We start from the raw sequence: 16,490 nt of genomic DNA on the forward strand, positions 1-16,490 counted from the left end.
CCGGTTGTCGACGCCGGCCGATCCCGGGCGAGGCGGCACCGGCGACGGGCGGCGGTCAGTCCCAGGCGACGCGTCGCCGGACCCGTCGGCGGGCCCGCCGGCGGCGGCCGACGGCGAGCAGGACGGCCAGCAACCCGACCAGTCCCGCAGCCCCGCCGACCAGCGCCCCACCGAGCCAGTCCGGCGCACCCACCACCCGCCCGGCGGGATTCGGCGCGGCGGCCACCGGGGCGGACGCCGACGGCGCCGCGTTGGGGGTGGTCACCTCACCGGGGTCGACCAGTCGTCCCACCGCGGCGTCCCGGGGCAGGCCGAAGCCCCAGTCGAGCAGCCGCGCCCCCTGCTCCCAGCCGCGCACCGGGCGGGCCTCCGCACCGAGCAGGGTCACCACCAGCCGCCGGCCACCACGCTCGGCGGCTCCGACGTAGGTGTGCCGGGCCAGGTCCGTGAAGCCGGTCTTGCCGCCCAGCGCCCCCGGGTACCGGTAGATCAACTGGTTCTCGTTCTGGATCTGGAAGCCGGGCTTGCGCAGCGCCGGTTGGGCCGGGATCTGGGTCCGCTCGGTCAGCGCGTACCGGCGGAAGGTGGGGTCGGCGAAGCAGACCCGGGCGATCAACGCCAGGTCGTACGCGCTGGTGAACTGCCCCGGCCCGTCCAGCCCGGACGGGGTCACCGCGCGGGTCTGCCACGCGCCGAGCCGGCGTGCCTCGGCGTTCATCTCGCGGACCCCGGCTGCCGCGCTGCCCGCACCCAGGCGGGCCAGCAGGTTGGCCGCGTCGTTGCCGGACTGCAGCAGCAGGCCCAGCCAGACGGTCTCGACCGGGTAGCGGCCCCCGTCGAGCAGGCCGACGGCGGAGCTGCCGGGCTCGATGTCCAGATCCGGGCGGGTCACCGTGACCACCTGCTTCGGGTCCAGCTTCGACAGCATGGTGGCGGCGAGCAGCAACTTCTGCACGCTGGCCGGGGTGCCGTACTCGTGCGGGCCGCAGCCACCGAGGACCGCCCCGGTGTCCAGGTCGGCGACCAGCCAGGAGGTCGCGGTGACCGGTGGCGGCGCGGGTGCGCCGGGCGGCACGGTCAGTCCGGGGGTGGCCAGCGCCTCCCCACCCACCGCCTGTTGCGCGGGCACCGCCGGGGGCGGCGTGGGCCGGGGAGGTCGGGTCACCTTCGGTGCCGGCAGCTTCGGGCACGGCACGACGACGGCGCGCGCCGATCCGGCGCGGACCGCACCGCCCGCGTCCGCCGGAGCGGGCGTCACGCCGACGAGGAGTACGGCCGCGACGGCGGCGGCCAGGACCCGGGCTCTCATGGTCAGGCACCCTACCGAGGCGGCAGGCCACTCCCCCAGGGGACGCGGCTGGCCCGACGGGACCGACGCGTCTCACTTTCGGTGGGCACCCCATTACTCCAGGTTGCCGAAAACGCCGCTCCAGAGCGCGGCCGGGATCGCTCCCACCCACACTGAGCTGCGGTTTTACCCATGACCACGGAGAGCTATCGGAAGCTGACCGAAATTCTTGAACGATCTCCGACCGGTCCCCGTATCCATCGCCGCAAGGACGGACCGGGGCGGTCGCCAGTGCCAGACGGCGGACACCGGCCCCCCTTCACCCCAGCCACCGTCGGGCCCCCGGACGCGACATCGTCCACGGCCCGCCGGAGATCAGAGGAGAGGTACATGGCCAGGCCAATGCGGAAGAATTCCGTCCTCAAGCTCGGCGGAGTGGGCGCCCTGGCGGTGCTGCTCCTGGGTGGCGGTCTGCAGCTCGCCTCCGCCGCCGAGAACACCGGCAGCAGCGCCGCGCAGACCGTGAACTGCCCCACCGTACGGGACAAGCTGCCGGCGATTCCGGCGGCGGCTGCCGCCGGAGTGGAGCGGGAACTGGCCAACCTGGACGAGGAGATCGCCCGGCAGAACGAGCGGCTGGCCAAGCAGGCGGCCAACCCGCAGGGCGGTGCGAACTTCATCAACAACGCCATCCTCGGCCCGTTGAAGAGCAAGCGCGTCGCGGTGCTGGACCGCATCGAGATCAACTTCAACCGGGTCGGCGCGCAGCGCCCCAACCTGGACAGCCTGGCCACCTGCGGGCTGAACGCCCCGGGCGTCGCCAGCGCGCTGAACAGCTCCGTCAAGGCCGGTAACGCCGGCACGGGCGCGAACACCACAGCCGCCGCCCAGACGGTGAACTGCCCGACGCCGCAGATCCCCGCCGTGCCGGCCCAGGCCGCCGCGAACGTCCAGGCCGAACTGGCCAACCTGAACAAGCAGATCAGCGAGGCCAACGCCCGCCTCGCCCAGCAGGCCGCCAACCCCCAGGGCGGCGCGAACTTCATCAACAACGCCATCCTCGGCCCGCTGAAGGACAAGCGCCAGGCCGCCCTCGACCGCATCGAGATCGCCTTCAACCGCGTCGGCGCACAGCGCCCCAACCTCGACAACTTCGCCGCCTGCGGCCTCAACGGCGCGGGTGCCGGCAATGCCGGTGCGGGTAACGCCGGAGCCGGCAATGCCGGTGCGGGTAACGCGGGTGCGGGCAACGCCGGTGCCGGCAACGCCGGTGCCGCCCGGACGGTGAACTGCCCGACGCCGCAGATCCCCGCCGTGCCGGCCCAGGCCGCCGCGAACGTCCAGGCCGAACTGGCCAACCTGAACAAGCAGATCAGCGAGGCCAACGCCCGCCTCGCCCAGCAGGCCGCCAACCCCCAGGGCGGCGCGAACTTCATCAACAACGCCATCCTCGGCCCGCTGAAGGACAAGCGCCAGGCCGCCCTCGACCGCATCGAGATCGCCTTCAACCGCGTCGGCGCACAGCGCCCCAACCTCGACAACTTCGCCGCCTGCGGCCTGAACTGACCCCTCGCACACGGACGGCCCGGCGGATGATCCGCCGGGCCGTCCGGCTGTGTAGGGACCGGTCGGCTCAGGGCGCCTCGGCCGCGCCGGTCTCGGCCAGGTAGCCGTACAACGCGGCGGAGGCCCGCAGCCGGCACACGCTGCGGCGGTGCAGGTCCTGCTCCCGGCGGGCCAGTTCGGCCCGGACCCGGTCCGGGCGGCCGGTGCTGCGCAACTCGTCGAGCACCGCGGTGATGATGTCGAACGGGTACCCGCCCCTGCGCAGCAGCGCCACCACCTGCGCGGCCCGCCACTCGGCCACGTCGTACACCCGGTAGCCGGTGCCCCGCTGCCGGTGCGGGCGGAGCAGGCCGCGTTGCTCCCAGAGGCGCAGCTGTGAGGTCCGCACCCCGACCTGGGCGGCCACCACACCGATCCGGGCGTCCCGGCGGGGCACGGCCGTCGCCGGGCTGCCCAGCACCGTCTCGAAGGCGCCCAGCACCCGGGCGATCTCGGCCCGCTCGCGGTCCAGCTCGGCATGCCCGGCGTCCAGCGCGGCGAGCGCCGTCGGCAACTCGCCCCGGTGCACGGCGGCCAACACCTCCCGGGTACGCGACCAGCCGTGCCCCTCGGCCATCCGGCGGGCCACCGCCAGGGCCCGGACGTGGCGTGCGGTGAACATCCGGTAGCCGCTCGGGGTGCGGTCGGTCGGCGGCAGCACCCCGTCGGCCAGATAGTTGCGCACCTGCTGGGTGGAGATTCCCGCGCTGGCCGCGACGTCAACCAGCCGCCACCGTCGCTCCCCCACCCGCTCACCCTATCGGTTGCCACGTAGTTTGAGACTTTCCGCCCAGCGCTCCCCTAGCCCACGCGGTGAGCGCCGACGAAAGTCTCAATGAGATCATGAATGAGAAAATCGAAGGTATGGAGCAATCAGCGAAGTCCGCCGACCACCACGACGTGATCGAGGTACGCGGGGCCCGGGAGAACAACCTCACCGGCGTCTCCGTCGACATACCCAAGCGGCGGCTCACCGTCTTCACCGGGGTCTCCGGTTCGGGGAAGTCGTCCCTGGTGTTCGGCACCGTCGCCGCCGAGTCCCGCCGGCTGATCAACGAGACGTACAGTGCCTTCCTCCAGTCGTTCATGCCGAACCTGTCCCGGCCCGACGTCGACTCCCTGCGAAACCTGACCCCGGCGATCGTGGTCGACCAGGAACGGATGGGGGCCAACTCCCGCTCCACCGTGGGCACCGCGACCGACGCGTACGCGATGCTGCGGATCCTGTTCAGCCGGCTCGGCGAGCCGCACGTCGGCGGGGCCGGGGCGTTCAGCTTCAACCTCGCCGAGGGCATGTGCCCGGCCTGTGAGGGGCTGGGCCGGGTCTCCGACCTGGACGTGTCGGCCATGGTGGACGTGGAACGCTCGCTCAACGACGGGGCGATCCTGGTGCCGAACTTCGCCGTCGACTCCTGGTACTGGCAGACCATCGTCGGTTCCGGCCTGTTCGACCCGGACGTCAAACTCCAGGACTTCACCGCGCAGCAGTGGGCGGACTTCCTGCACAAGCCGGCCACGAAGATCAAGGTGGGGGCCAACAACTGGACGTACGAGGGTCTGGTGGTGAAGGTCCGCCGGCTCTACCTGGCCAAGGACCGCGAGTCCATGCAGTCGCACATCCGCTCGTTCGTGGACCGGGCGGTCACCTTCACCACCTGCGCCGCGTGCGGCGGGGCCCGGCTCAACGAGGCGGCCCGGTCGTCGAAGATCGCCGGACGCACCATCGCCGAGTGCGCGGCCCTGCAGATCAGCGACCTGGCGCAGTTCATCGGCGGGATCGACGCCCCGTCGGTGGCGCCGCTGGTGGCCGACCTGCGCGACACCCTGGACTCGCTGGTGGAGATCGGGTTGGGCTACCTCAGCCTGGACCGGGAGTCGGGCACCCTCTCCGGCGGCGAGGCGCAGCGGGTGAAGATGGTCCGTCACCTCGGGTCCAGCCTCTCCGACGTGACGTACGTCTTCGACGAGCCGACGGTGGGGCTGCACCCGCACGACATCACCCGGATGAACGACCTGCTGCTGCGGCTGCGCGACAAGGGCAACACGGTGCTGGTCGTGGAGCACAAGCCGGAGACCATCGCGATCGCCGACCACGTGGTCGACCTCGGCCCGGGAGCCGGCACGGCCGGCGGCCGGATCTGCTACACCGGCGACGTGGCCGGGCTGCGGCGCTCCGACACGCTGACCGGCCGGCACCTCGACCACCGGGTCACCCTGCGGACGGCCGTCCGCACACCCACCGGTCACCTGCCGATCCGGGGGGCCGACCTGCACAACCTGCGCGACGTCGACGTGGACCTGCCACTGGGGGTGCTGACCGTGGTCACCGGCGTGGCCGGCTCGGGCAAGAGTTCACTGATCCACGGCTCGCTGCCCCGTCGGGACGGGGTCGTGGTGGTCGACCAGTCCGCCATCCGGGGCTCCCGACGCAGCAACCCGGCGACCTGGACCGGCCTGCTCGACCCGATCCGCACCGCGTTCGCCCGCGCCAACGGGGTGAAGGCCGCGCTGTTCAGCGCCAACTCCGAGGGCGCCTGCCCGACCTGCAAGGGGATCGGGCTGGTCTACACCGACCTGGCCACGATGGCCGCCGTCGCCACCGTCTGCGAGGCGTGCGAGGGGCGTCGCTACACCCCCGAGGTGCTGGGATACACGCTGCGCGGCCGGAACATCAGCGAGGTGCTCGGCATGTCGGTGACCGAGGCCCGGGAGTTCTTCCCGTCCGGGCCGGCCCGGGTCGTGCTCGACCGACTGGCCGAGGTCGGTCTCGGCTACCTCACCCTGGGGCAGCCGCTGACCACCCTCTCCGGCGGGGAACGCCAGCGACTCAAGCTGGCCGTGCACATGGCCGAGAAGGCCGCCACCTACGTGCTGGACGAGCCGACCACCGGGCTGCACCTGGCCGACGTGGACCAACTCCTGGCACTGCTGGACCGGCTGGTCGACGCGGGCAACACGGTGGTCGTCATCGAGCACCACCAGGCGGTGATGGCGCACGCGGACTGGATCATCGACCTGGGCCCGGGCGCCGGGCACGACGGTGGCCGGGTCGTCTTCACCGGCACCCCCGCCGACCTGGTCGCGCGCGGTGACACCCTGACCGCCCGCCACCTGCGCGAGTACGTCGCACCCCGGTAGCCGACCGGTCGCGCAGTTCGGCCCGGCCGGGCGGCGGCGTCGGTCGTCGTCGCCCGGCCGGCAGGCAGGACCGGTCGCGCGGGCCGGCAGGCGGGACCGGTCCTGCCGGGCTGGGGCGAGCGGTCCCGCCGGGCCGGGGCGAGCGGTCAGCGGTCGGGGAGCCGCCGCAGCCAGGCCCGCTGCCAGGGGGTCTCCACGGCCTTCGGGTGGTAGCGGTCGCGGACCCAGCCCACCGCCTGCCGGGCCGGCAGCCCGTCGAGGATCGCCAGGGCGGCGAGGGCGGTGCCGGTCCGGCCGATCCCGCCCCGGCAGGCCACCTCCACCCGGCCACCGTCGTGCGCGCGGCGCAGTGCCTCGCGGAGCGCGTCCAGGGCATCCGCGCGGTCGAGGGGCAGCCAGAAGTCGGGCCACCGGATCTGCCGGTAGGGCCAGGCCGGGGCCGGGCCGGGCGCCAGGATCAGGGCGAAGTCGGCGGGCGACACCACGTCGGCCACCCGTCGCCCGCGCACGGTCGCACCGCTGGGCAGGGTGACCACGCCGGTCGAGCTGGACCAGTCCACACCCGTGATTCTGCCCGGTACGCACGCAGCGCGCCGCCCCCGACCCTGGTGGGTCGGGGGCGGCGCGTGTCGATGTGCGGGTCGCCTCTCGGCGCGTGGCGCAACGCGGCTCCAGCCGAACGGAACTCCGCGACGGCATTTCAGGTGAGGCCCGGGGACACCGAACACACCGACGCCCTGCACAACGCGGGACCCCCCGGGCTCCTTCCCCGTCCTCCAGTGACCCCCGTCACTGCCCGCTGTCCGCCCCACCACGGCACCGGCCCACCACGACACCGGGCTGGCCGAGGTCGCCGCCCGCTGCCGGCCACGACAGCGGCGCTGAGGACGAGGGTCCACAAAGCTGACGTGCGCCTTGACGTGGAGAGTTGTGGTGCCTGGGCAGCAACAACTCTCCACGATCTTCGGCCGCTTCCGCCGACCTTCCGGTCCGCCGGCATGGCCACCTGCCGGCATGGCCACCTGCCGATCGGTCGGCGGTCGGCGGTCGGCGGTCGGCGGTCGGCGGTCGGCGGTCGGCGGACATGGTGTTGGCCGGCACCCCGGGTGTGGGGTGCCGGCCAACGGCGTCATGTGCGGGGTACGGGTCAGCTGTTCCAGTGCTTGGCGACCAGGTCGGCGGCCTGCTGCTCCCACTGGGCGTAGTGGTCGGGGTACGCCGAGACCTGGACGGTCTGGGCGGCCTTGGTCAGGGGCATGTCCTGCCAGCCGTCGACCTGCTTGAGGCCCTTGAGGAACGCGGTGGTGGCGTACTCGGGGTCGGTGATCTGCTCCACGGTGCCCCAACCGGACGACGGGCGCTGCTGGAACAGGCCCTGCGAGTCGTGGTCGTTACGGTCGCCCAGGTGGCCGAGGTTCTCCAGCTTCGACTCCTGCAACGCGGTGGCGATGGAGACGACGGCGGCCCGCTCGTCCAGGCCCGACTTCTTGGTCGCGGCGATGATCGCCTTGACGTTGCCGGTCTGCTCGTCGTTCAGGTCGATGCGGGACTGGTCGCCCTGCACGCCGTGCGGGATCAGCTTGCCCTTGTCCACCGCCGGCTTGTCGGCCTGGACGGTCACGGCGACCGGGCGGGTGTCGGTGGTGGCGTGGGCGTGGGTGGCGGGGCCGGCGAGGATGCCGCCGGTGAAGGCGAGGCCGGCGATGCCGAGAGCGGTCTTACGCAGGATGGTGGTGTTCATGGGGGGCTCCTTCGGGGGGTTGACGCCCTTGTCCCGACCGGGGGTCGGGGTGCCTGTCGGGGGGACAGGCTCGGAGGGCGTGGGCACCACGTCGGGGCGCTCAACACGGGGGAAAGAGATCGGGTGTTCTCCGGCGATGTTGGCCGGTCCTGCCACTGTCGCGGGGCCGCGCAGGGCGCGGTTGCCGCAGGCCGGGGGGCCGCTCGGGCCGGGGTCAGGTGTAACGACCGGCGTCCCGGGGCCATTCCCCGGAGGTGCGGACCGTATCCCGGGGCGCGGCCGGAGGGCTCGCGGCACCGGCCAGGTGTAACGACCTTCGGCCCACCATCATTCCGCCGGTGGCGGTGACATCATGCCGGGGGCGGAGGCGGACCGGGTGGCCGGTCGGTACGCTGCTGCGGTCGTACGCAGGGTGTAACGCCGCCGGGCCGGCCCGGATTCCGGCCCGGGGGTGCCGCCGGTCACGGCGACCGGGGGCGGACCGGACGACGCCGGACAATCGACGCGCACCCCACGACACCGAACCGTCCGTCGGGTGCCGAAGGCGTCACTGGGCGATCCGGGACTCGACCTTCGCCGCGCACGCGGTCACCACCGAGCGGGCGTCCAGACCCAGACTCTCGATGGCGACCAGCGCGGTGAACACCACGTCGGCCAGCTCGGCGGCCACCTCTTCGTGACTGTGCGTCACACCCTTGCGGGGGTTCTGGCCGAGCACACCGATCCACGCCCCGGCCGCCTCGCCGGCCTCCTCGGTGAGTTTGAGGATTCGGCAGGTCAGCTCGGTCTGGTCGGTGCCGTTGGCGGCGTCCAGCCAGGCGCGGGCGGACCGGGCGGCGTTTCAGATCAACTCGTCCACCCCTCCAGTGAACCGGACGGGGGTGACGATCCGTATCCGGGGGCGGTCGGTGGCGCACACCGACGACGGTGTGGCGACGAGGCCGCACCGGGACCGGAAGGGACATGCCGGCCACCCCGGAGGCGGTACGCATCCTCGGCCGGGCCGGGGTGAAGTTCGCGCCGGGCAAGGCGGCCGATGCCGCCGGGATGGCGGTGAGCGCGTTGGACCGCAACGCGCACCGACGGCAGGTGCCCGCCGGACCGATGGTCCGACGGGCACCTGTGCGTACCGGTGTGATCCGGGTCAGCGGGTCATGCCGAACCGCTGGCGACGACGCCAGCCGAAGGCGGTGAGCATCAGCACCACACCGGCGCCGACCAGCACGCCGCCGACCTTCAGCGGCGTGCCCAGGTTGTCACCGGTCACCGGCAGGTGCGGCTTCCTCTTCGGCAGCACGGTGATCGTCGTGCTGGCCGTACGGCCCGAGGTGCGCCCGGTCGCGGTGAAGGTGATCCGCCCGATGTCGCTCGGCCGGTAGCTCACGGTGAAGTTGCCGTTCGCGTCGGTCTGCGCCGTGAAGTGCCGCGGCGCGGGCTGGGGCTGCGAATAGTCGACCTTCACCATGGCGACGGTGGTGCCGTCGCTGCGCCGGGCCGGCGCCTGCCCCGGAACGGCCGCGGCGAGGGGCGCCACGGTGACGTCGATGTCGACGATCTCGTTCGGTCCGAAGCCGGTGCCGGTGAGGACCACCGTCTCGCCGATGGTGATCGTCGTCGGGTTGGCCGTCAGCGACGGCGTGGCGGGCGGATAGTCCGGTGGCGGCTGCGGGGTGCTGGTGGTGGCGGGTGGCTGCGGCTGAGCAGCCCCCGCGGCGGTCGGCACGGCCACGATGGCCAGACCGACCGTCAGCGCCATGAGAATGCGGGATAGCCGCATGATGGTCTCCTCCTACTGTTTGCAGCTAGGTGCGGGAACTACTTGGGTGGTCCATGGGGTGGCGGTCGGTGTGTGCCAGATTTCTGGGGTCCCGGTGGTGTTCCTGCCGGTCAGCAGGTCCACATCGAGGGTCCGGGTGGCCCCCGGGGCGACGTCGACGGTGGCTATGACGACCTGCCGACGACGCTCGATCCCGCTGCCCAGCGGGGTCGGTTTGCCGTCCAGGCGGGCGCCGAGCACCGTCCCGCCGGCCGGGCTGTAGATGGAGATCAGGGTCCGGGCGGTGTACGGGTCACCGGCCTTGCCGAGGCCGAGCACCGACTTGGTGAGACCCGAGTCGGGGGCCGAGGAGTGCAGGGTGAACCGCAGCCGGAGCTGCCGCCGCCCCTCGTCGGCGCAGTCGCCGACGGTGAGGGTCGCCGCCGGCCGCAGGTAGTAGCCGAGCTTGGCGCCGCTGCCGTCGTTGAGGAAGACCCCGACGGTCGGTACGGACTCCTGTTCAGGGAGCGCACCAGCGAGCCGGGTGTCGGCGAACGTCCGCTGTTCCGTGGATCGGGCACTCCAGAACAGTATCCGCCTTTCCGTGATGGAGCGGTCTAAAGCCGACAAAAGCACTCTTGGGTTGACCTTCTTCGTGAGGAAGGCGTCGAAGACGGCGGACGCGGACGCGGCGAAGAAGGCGTCCTGCCCGTTGTCGTCCCGTCCCTGGTAGGCGTCGCTGAGCAGGGTGCGCACCACCTGGCTGCTGACCAGGGTGGCGTCGCCCGGCACCGAGACCGGCCCGGTGGCCTGGAGCAGGTAGGACAGCATCACCGGGTCGACCGTCAGGACCCCGTCGACGGTCACGCCGCTGTGCCGTCGGTACATCTCCCGGTAGAGCTTCGCCGCGGTCGGGAAGTGCGGCGTGAGGTTGACGTCGGCCGGATAGATGCCCGGCAGGTCGGTGTAGATCCGGCGTACCTCGTCGTCGACCCGCAGCGCCGGGGTGAAGCGACCGAGCTGGGCGCTGGTCCCCTGCTCGCGCATCCGGATCCGCCCGTCGTCGGCGTGGATCACCGCGTACGCGCCGAACATGCCACCGGTGGCGCGCAGTTCGGCGAGGTTCTGCGACAGCAGCAGGTAACTGCGCGGCCCGTCCGCCCCGAGCAGGGCGGGCAGCACCCGGGCGCCCCGGTCGGCCGCCCCGGTCAGTCCGGCCAGCCGGTCGATCTCCGTACGCAACTGCGCCAACGCCGTGCCGAGCTGGCTGACCAGGTCCTCGGCGGGCACCGCATCGAGACCGGCCCGGGACCTGCGGACGGCGGCGTCCGCCGCGGTCAGGTCCGCCGAGGCGGCCCGCAGCCGGGCCAGGTCCAGCCGCCCCTCGGTCGGCACCAGCGTGGTCAGGTCGGTGCGCAGCAGCGCCGGGAACGCCTGCCGGGCCAGGTCGTCGATGGCCACCGCGATGGTCCGGACGGCCGCCACGTCGTCGCCGGCGTACGGGACGTGCCGGGCGAGCCCCCAGCCGGGATCGCCGGTGGCGGTCCTGGCCGCGCCGGCCTGCTCCTGCAACGCCGCCAGCGTGCGCTGGGCACGGTCGAGGTCACCGCCGAGCACCTGGGTGCTCAGCTCCCTGGCGAGCCCGGCCGCGTTGACCAGGTGGGCACGCGCCTGCCAGCCGCGGAACCCCACCCAGCCGGCCGCGCCGAACAGCACCGACCCGACGACCAACCCGATCAACAGGGCCCGCCGGATTCGCCGCCGGGTCCGCCGCCGCAGTCTTCGTCGGCCGCTGCGCGACCCGCCGCTCTCCCCCACGCCGTACTCCGCTCTCGCCTCGGGCGATATGACCATTAGTGAGTTTTCTAGCATGATTGGCAGCACTCTGATGCCATTACGGGCCTTTAAGGGGTCGACGCCCGGGGCATCCGCTCGTCAGTGGCCGGCCGCGATCTCCCCCAGCAGCGCCTCGATCCGGTCCACCCCGGCCCGCAACGACATCTCCCGCAGGTACGTCTCCCGCCCCCGCCGACCCATCTCGACCCGTGCCGGCGGCGGGATCGTGGTGGCCAGCCAGAACCGGTCGGCCAGCGCGGCCCAGTCCTCGGGCGGGCAGGACAGCCCGGCCCGCGCCCGCTCCACCAGGGCCGCGGTGTCACCACCGGCGGAGACCACCATCGGGGCGGCGCAGGCCAGCGCGGACTGCACCTTGCTCGGCACCGTCCCGTGCAGCTCGGGAAGGTCACGCAGGGTCACCAGCTGGTAATCGGCGGCGGCGTACAGCTCGGGCATGTCCAGCGGGGACCGCCGCGCGAGGAAGCGGACGTTGTCGGCACCCAACTCGGTGGCGAGCCCCCGGACCCGCCGTTCCTGCGCCCCGGAGCCGACCAGCACCAGATCCATCCGGTCGTCGAGCGCCGCCGCCGCCCGTACCGCGGTCTCCAGGCCCTGGCGTACGCCGATCGTGCCGGCGTGCATCACCACGCAGCGGGCGTCCCGGCGCACCAGCGCCCAGGCGTCCCGCCCGGGGCGCACGGGTTGGAAGATCCGCTCGTCGGTCCAGTTGAGCACCGTGCGCACCCGCGCCTCGGCCACCCCGCCCGCGACCACCAGGTCCCGCATGGACGGGGCGGTCACCGCCACCGCGTCGGCCTCACGCAGCACCCGTCGCATGGTGCTGGCGATCCGGCCGGGCCGGTCCTGCGCGGCCGCCCCCGGGGCGACCTCCCCGGTCCAGAGATCCTGCACGTGCAGGACGGTGGGCACCCGGCCGAGCAGCCGCAGCAACCCGGCGGTGGCGAAGGTGGTCGCGGGGAACTGGAAGACGTACAGCACGTCGACGTCGGCCAGGTAGCGCCGGCCCGCCAGCGCGGCACTGCCGGCGAAGGAGAGATAGCCGGCCATCCGGGCGGCGGGCGAGGCGTCCCCGCCGGCATAGCGGGGCACCCGGCGCACCGTCAACCGCTCGCTGTGGGTCAGGTGCCGCCAACGCTGCCGCCAGCCCGGATAGACCTGGCCACCGGGATAGTCCGGAAAGCCGGTCAGCACCCGCACCTCGTGTCCGCGCCGGGCCAACTCCTCGGCGAGGCTGCCGGGGATGAACGCCGGCTCCGGCGGGAAGTGGTACGACAGGATCCCGACCTTCATCGCCGCGCTCCCCCGCCCGAGGTCGTCCCCACCCGTGCCGGGCGGTGACCGCGGCGCATCCTGCGCGTACCGCCGATGCCGGGTCGTCCGCCGGCCGGCCGGCGCACGCGCTCGTCGGCCCGCGCCGGGGGCGGCGGCGAACCGCCGCCCCCGACGCGGAGGATCCGCGTGCTGCCGTCGCCGGCCCGCCCGAGGGCGGCACGGCCGGACCCGGAGCTGCGCTCATCGCGGCAGCCGGGTGAGTTCCTGCGTCCGGTCGCCGACGGGGGGCAGTCCCTGGTCGCCGCGCTGGGCGGCGGTGGCACGGTCGGCCGGGACCGACGGCCCCGCAGTGGTGGCGATCCGGTACGCCTCGTACTGGTAGGCGTCCGCGCGGGCCACCTTGGCCATGTTGAGCACGCAACCGAGCAGCCGCACCGACACGGAGTGCAGCGAGCGGGCCGCCGCGGCGGCCTGGGCGCGTGAGGTGCGCCCCTGCTGGGTGACCAGCAACGCGCCGTCGGCCTGCACGGCGACCACCACGCCGTCGGTGACGGCCAGCAGCGGCGCGGTGTCGATCACCACGATGTCGGCGGACTCGCGGAGGGCGAGCAGCAGATCCGCCATCGCCTTCGAACCCAGCAGTTCGCTCGGGTTCGGCGGGGTCGACCCGCTGGGCAGCACCAGCAGCGACTTGTCACCCCAGCGCTGCACCACGTCGCCGACCTGGACGTCGCCGACGAGCACGTCGGTGAGGCCCACGCCGCCGTCGACCCCGAGGTAGTCGGCGACCTTGGGGCGACGCAGGTCGGCGTCGACCAGCAACACCCGCCAACCCGCCTCGGCCAGCGCGATCGCCAGGTTGCAGGACAGGGTCGTCTTCCCCTCCCCCTGCAACGCACTGGTCACCGCGATCACCCGGGCGGGCTCGTGCACGTCCACGAAACGCAGGTTGGTCCGCAACTTCCGGACCGCCTCCGCGCGGGCCGAGGTGGCCGCCTCCCCCACGATCAACGGTGCCGCCTTGGCACCCGGATCGAAGGGGATGTCGCCGAGCAGCGGGCTACCGGTGGCCCGTTGCAGGCCGGCGGCGTCGCGCAGCCGCACGTCGACCATGCCGCGCAGCACAGCGAGCGCCACGCCGAGCAGGAGTCCGACCAGGACCCCGAGGGCGAGGTTGCGATTGGGCTGCGGGGAGACCGGGCTGGAGCTGACCCGGGGGCCACCGACCACCTCGATCCGGGTGGGCCCGGCCTTGCCGTCCGAGGTGGTCTCGATCTTCTTGACCAGCTCGACGAACTTCGCCGAGAGGGCCTCGGTGACCTTCATGGCCCGGGCCTGGTCGGTGTCGGTGACGGTGGCGCGGAGCAGCACGGTGCCCGGTTCGGTCGAGGTGGCGACCTGCCGCTGGACGTCGTCGGCGGTCAGGCCGAGGGAGGTCTCCGCGACCATGGCCTGCGCCAGACGGTCACTGCGTAGCAGGTCGGCGTAGGACTTCACGCGCTGCTGGAGGAAGAGTTCGCCCTGGTAGGCGTTGCTGACGCCCTGGTTGGGGGCGGTGACGAAGAAGGTCACCGAGGCCACGTAGCGGGGTGCCGTACGGACCGTGACCAACGCCGCCGAGCCGACCGTGAGCATCAGCGTGACCAGGACGATCCACCAGTGTCGGCGGACCAGGCGCAGGCAGGTGCGGACGTCCATCACACCCTCCGTTCCGGCGGAACGACCAGCTGGTGAAAAAGCACGAAGTCTCCCTAGGTTCCTATAAGCGCATGAGAGTGTCTAAACCCATCAAGTAGCCCGTTAGGCAGTAAAAACAACGTATACGATGCAAACCTCTCCGCAGTGCCGAATCCTCGCAATAACGAAACAAAACGCAGAGGACGCCAATGAGCCACGTAGACCCCCTGCCCGACGACGACCCCCTCCAGCGGCGCGATTGGGTCACCCGACGCGCGAAGGCCCTGTCCTTGCTAACGCTCGACACCGCTTCCTGGTGCGCGGGCTTCCTGATCGCCTCCTGGGCCCGCTACGAGTTCGGCATCACGCCCCGGCAGTGCGCGCTCGCCCTCGGGGCCGCCGGCGTGTGCGCGGTCATCCACGCGGCGTTCGAACAGGTACGGTTCACCGCCCGTGGCCGGCATCCGGTCGGCAGCGTCGGCGAGGCCCGCGACCTGGGTGGGACGGTGGTGCTGGCCGCCGCCGTGGCGCTGGCCGCGCTGCTACCGATGACCGAACGACCGATCCCGGCCAGCGTGCCGGTCCTCGGTGCCGCCGTCGCGCTGCTGCTGATGGGGGCCGGCCGGGTCACCTACCGGTGGCGACGCGACCGGGACGCCCGACCGGCCCGCTCGGCCGACCGGACCCTCATCTACGGGGTCGACGCGGCCAGCGAACGCCTGGCCCGGGTGCTGCTCGGCGACCCGACCAGCGGATACCTGCCGGTGGGGCTGCTCGACGACGACCCCGACAAACAGGGGCTACGGATGGCCGGGCTCCGCGTGCTCGGCGGCCGGAAACAGTTGGTCCAGGCGGTCCGGGACACCCGGGCCGGCACGGTGATCTTCTCGATCAACGGCTCGGACGCGGCGTTGATGCGCGACGTCCGCAGTCGCACCCTGCAGGCCGGTGCCGCGTTCAAGGTCCTCCCGCCCGTACGGGAACTGCTGGACCGCCCGGTCACCGCCAACGCCGTACGCGACCTGCAACTCACCGACCTGCTCGGCCGGGCCCAACGGGTGGCCGAACTGACCGTGGAGCGCAACGGGCTGGCCGGACGCCGGGTCCTGGTCACCGGGGCCGGTGGCTCGATCGGCTCGGAGCTGTGCCGGCAGATCGCCCGCTGTGATCCCGGTGAGCTGATGATGCTGGACCGGGACGAGTCCGCGTTGCACGCACTGCAGATGTCCCTGCACGGCCGGGCGCTGCTGGACGGGCCGGAGCTGATCCTCGCCGACATCCGTGACGGTGCCGGCATCGCCCGGGTGATCGCCGACCGGCGGCCCGACATCGTCTTCCACGCCGCCGCCCTCAAGCACCTCACGCTGCTGCAACGGCATCCGGGCGAGGCGGTCAAGACCAACGTCCAGGGCACCCTGAACGTGCTGGAGGCGTGCCGCGACGTCGCCGAGTTCGTGAACATCTCCACCGACAAGGCGGCCAACCCGATCAGCGTGCTCGGCTACTCCAAGCGGATCACCGAGCGGCTGATGGCGCACTACGCCGACCGGTACGGCGCGGCGTTCCTCAGCGTCCGCTTCGGTAACGTGCTCAGCAGCCGCGGTTCGGTGCTCACCGCCTTCCAGGCCCAGGTCCGGGCCGGACTCCCGATCACCGTGACCCACCCGGACGTGACCCGGTACTTCATGACCGTGCAGGAGGCGGTGCACCTGGTGCTCCAGGCCGCCGTGGTGGGCCGGGGCGGCGAGGCGTTGGTGCTGGACATGGGCGAGCCGGTCCGCATCGCCGAGGTGGCCCAGCGGTTGGCCGCCGAGGCGTCCCCGCCGCCCGAGATCGTCTACACCGGCCTACGCCCCGGGGAGAAGTTGCACGAGGACCTGTTCGGCGTCGACGAGATCGACAGCCGTCCGCTGCACCCGCTCATCTCCCACGTACGGGTGCCCGCGCTGGCCCCGGCGGAGCTGACCGGACTCGACCCGTACGGCGACCCGGAAGAGTTGATCAAGCGATTGGCGGCGTGCTGCGACGACGACCCCGCCCGGCTCGGCGACGCCGCCCGGCTCTCGACGCTGCCCTCACCCCGCTGAGCCCACCGTCCGCCTGAGCCCACCGTCCGCCCGGTGCCGTCCCACAGGTGGGGCCGCCGGGCGGACGGT

The 16,490-nt window shown here is 72.8% G+C and carries 13 protein-coding genes; 4 read left to right on the plus strand and 9 right to left on the minus strand.

The features are described 5' to 3' along the window. Positions 1-55 precede the first annotated feature (55 nt). Positions 56-1,309 (minus strand): D-alanyl-D-alanine carboxypeptidase family protein, encoded by a 1,254-nt coding sequence (locus ACQP1S_RS16875; protein WP_432896202.1) that lies wholly within the window; start codon positions 1,307-1,309, stop codon positions 56-58. 369 nt (positions 1,310-1,678) lie between these two features. On the opposite strand from ACQP1S_RS16875, the gene ACQP1S_RS16880 reads away from it, so the two are divergent. Beyond that, the gene (locus ACQP1S_RS16880) at positions 1,679-2,854 is read left to right on the plus strand and encodes a hypothetical protein (RefSeq protein WP_432896205.1); all 1,176 of its coding nucleotides are present in this window, start codon (positions 1,679-1,681) and stop codon (positions 2,852-2,854) included. Positions 2,855-2,921: 67 nt separating this feature from the next. Here the strand turns inward: ACQP1S_RS16880 and ACQP1S_RS16885 are convergent, their stop codons facing one another. Continuing rightward, positions 2,922-3,641, minus strand: coding sequence for a MerR family transcriptional regulator (locus ACQP1S_RS16885; RefSeq protein WP_091253449.1), 720 nt, complete (start codon positions 3,639-3,641; stop codon positions 2,922-2,924). A gap of 116 nt (positions 3,642-3,757) precedes the next feature. Here ACQP1S_RS16885 and ACQP1S_RS16890 point away from each other — a divergent pair, with 116 nt between their 5' ends. After that, positions 3,758-6,031, plus strand: a complete 2,274-nt coding sequence (locus ACQP1S_RS16890) for an ATP-binding cassette domain-containing protein (RefSeq protein WP_432896208.1) — start codon at positions 3,758-3,760, stop codon at positions 6,029-6,031. 146 nt (positions 6,032-6,177) lie between these two features. On the opposite strand, the gene ACQP1S_RS16895 is transcribed toward ACQP1S_RS16890, so the two are convergent. The 3 genes from ACQP1S_RS16895 to ACQP1S_RS16905 form a co-directional block, all read right to left on the minus strand. Next, a complete protein-coding gene (locus ACQP1S_RS16895) occupies positions 6,178-6,591 on the minus strand; it encodes a protein-tyrosine phosphatase family protein (RefSeq protein ID WP_432896211.1) in 414 nt (137 codons plus the stop codon). Positions 6,592-7,178: 587 nt separating this feature from the next. Further along, entirely contained in the window at positions 7,179-7,772 is a 594-nt protein-coding gene (locus tag ACQP1S_RS16900; RefSeq protein WP_432896214.1) for a hypothetical protein, read from the minus strand. A gap of 547 nt (positions 7,773-8,319) precedes the next feature. Further along, positions 8,320-8,490 carry a hypothetical protein gene (locus ACQP1S_RS16905; protein ID WP_432896216.1) on the minus strand — a complete coding sequence of 57 codons (171 nt, stop codon included), beginning with the start codon at positions 8,488-8,490 and terminating at the stop codon, positions 8,320-8,322. Between the two features lie 245 nt (positions 8,491-8,735). On the opposite strand from ACQP1S_RS16905, the gene ACQP1S_RS16910 reads away from it, so the two are divergent. Then, the gene (locus ACQP1S_RS16910) at positions 8,736-8,966 is read left to right on the plus strand and encodes a hypothetical protein (protein WP_432896219.1); all 231 of its coding nucleotides are present in this window, start codon (positions 8,736-8,738) and stop codon (positions 8,964-8,966) included. Here ACQP1S_RS16910 and ACQP1S_RS16915 read toward each other — a convergent pair. The 4 genes from ACQP1S_RS16915 to ACQP1S_RS16930 all read right to left on the minus strand — a co-directional run bounded on the left by ACQP1S_RS16915 (position 8,917) and on the right by ACQP1S_RS16930 (position 14,355). Continuing rightward, positions 8,917-9,549 carry a hypothetical protein gene (locus ACQP1S_RS16915; RefSeq protein ID WP_432896222.1) on the minus strand — a complete coding sequence of 211 codons (633 nt, stop codon included), beginning with the start codon at positions 9,547-9,549 and terminating at the stop codon, positions 8,917-8,919. The two genes, ACQP1S_RS16910 and ACQP1S_RS16915, sit on opposite strands and share 50 nt — an antisense overlap. 12 nt (positions 9,550-9,561) lie before the next feature. Next, positions 9,562-11,346 (minus strand): DUF4012 domain-containing protein, encoded by a 1,785-nt coding sequence (locus tag ACQP1S_RS16920; protein ID WP_432896225.1) that lies wholly within the window; start codon positions 11,344-11,346, stop codon positions 9,562-9,564. Positions 11,347-11,463: 117 nt separating this feature from the next. Next, complete coding sequence (locus ACQP1S_RS16925) at positions 11,464-12,675, minus strand: glycosyltransferase family 4 protein (RefSeq protein ID WP_432896228.1); 1,212 nt, start codon at positions 12,673-12,675, stop codon at positions 11,464-11,466. 222 nt (positions 12,676-12,897) lie between these two features. After that, positions 12,898-14,355, minus strand: coding sequence for a polysaccharide biosynthesis tyrosine autokinase (locus ACQP1S_RS16930; RefSeq protein ID WP_363668412.1), 1,458 nt, complete (start codon positions 14,353-14,355; stop codon positions 12,898-12,900). 188 nt (positions 14,356-14,543) lie between these two features. Between ACQP1S_RS16930 and ACQP1S_RS16935 the strand changes: the two genes are divergently transcribed. Next, positions 14,544-16,421: a polysaccharide biosynthesis protein gene (locus ACQP1S_RS16935; protein ID WP_432896232.1), complete on the plus strand. Its 1,878-nt coding sequence runs from the start codon at positions 14,544-14,546 to the stop codon at positions 16,419-16,421. Positions 16,422-16,490 lie beyond the last annotated feature (69 nt).

The organism is Micromonospora matsumotoense, assembly GCF_050951065.1.
Taxonomy (GTDB): Bacteria; Actinomycetota; Actinomycetes; order Mycobacteriales; family Micromonosporaceae; genus Micromonospora; species Micromonospora matsumotoensis.

Bases quoted from the DNA above. Each gene is read 5' to 3' on its own strand.
- ACQP1S_RS16910 (WP_432896219.1), top strand. From the start codon at position 8,736: ATGCCGGCCACCCCGGAGGCGGTACGCATCCTCGGCCGGGCCGGGGTG.
- ACQP1S_RS16900 (WP_432896214.1), bottom strand. From the start codon at position 7,772: ATGAACACCACCATCCTGCGTAAGACCGCTCTCGGCATCGCCGGCCTC.
- ACQP1S_RS16915 (WP_432896222.1), bottom strand. From the start codon at position 9,549: ATGCGGCTATCCCGCATTCTCATGGCGCTGACGGTCGGTCTGGCCATC.
- ACQP1S_RS16930 (WP_363668412.1), bottom strand. From the start codon at position 14,355: ATGGACGTCCGCACCTGCCTGCGCCTGGTCCGCCGACACTGGTGGATC.
- ACQP1S_RS16925 (WP_432896228.1), bottom strand. From the start codon at position 12,675: ATGAAGGTCGGGATCCTGTCGTACCACTTCCCGCCGGAGCCGGCGTTC.
- ACQP1S_RS16890 (WP_432896208.1), top strand. From the start codon at position 3,758: ATGGAGCAATCAGCGAAGTCCGCCGACCACCACGACGTGATCGAGGTA.
- ACQP1S_RS16935 (WP_432896232.1), top strand. From the start codon at position 14,544: ATGAGCCACGTAGACCCCCTGCCCGACGACGACCCCCTCCAGCGGCGC.
- ACQP1S_RS16875 (WP_432896202.1), bottom strand. From the start codon at position 1,309: ATGAGAGCCCGGGTCCTGGCCGCCGCCGTCGCGGCCGTACTCCTCGTC.
- ACQP1S_RS16880 (WP_432896205.1), top strand. From the start codon at position 1,679: ATGGCCAGGCCAATGCGGAAGAATTCCGTCCTCAAGCTCGGCGGAGTG.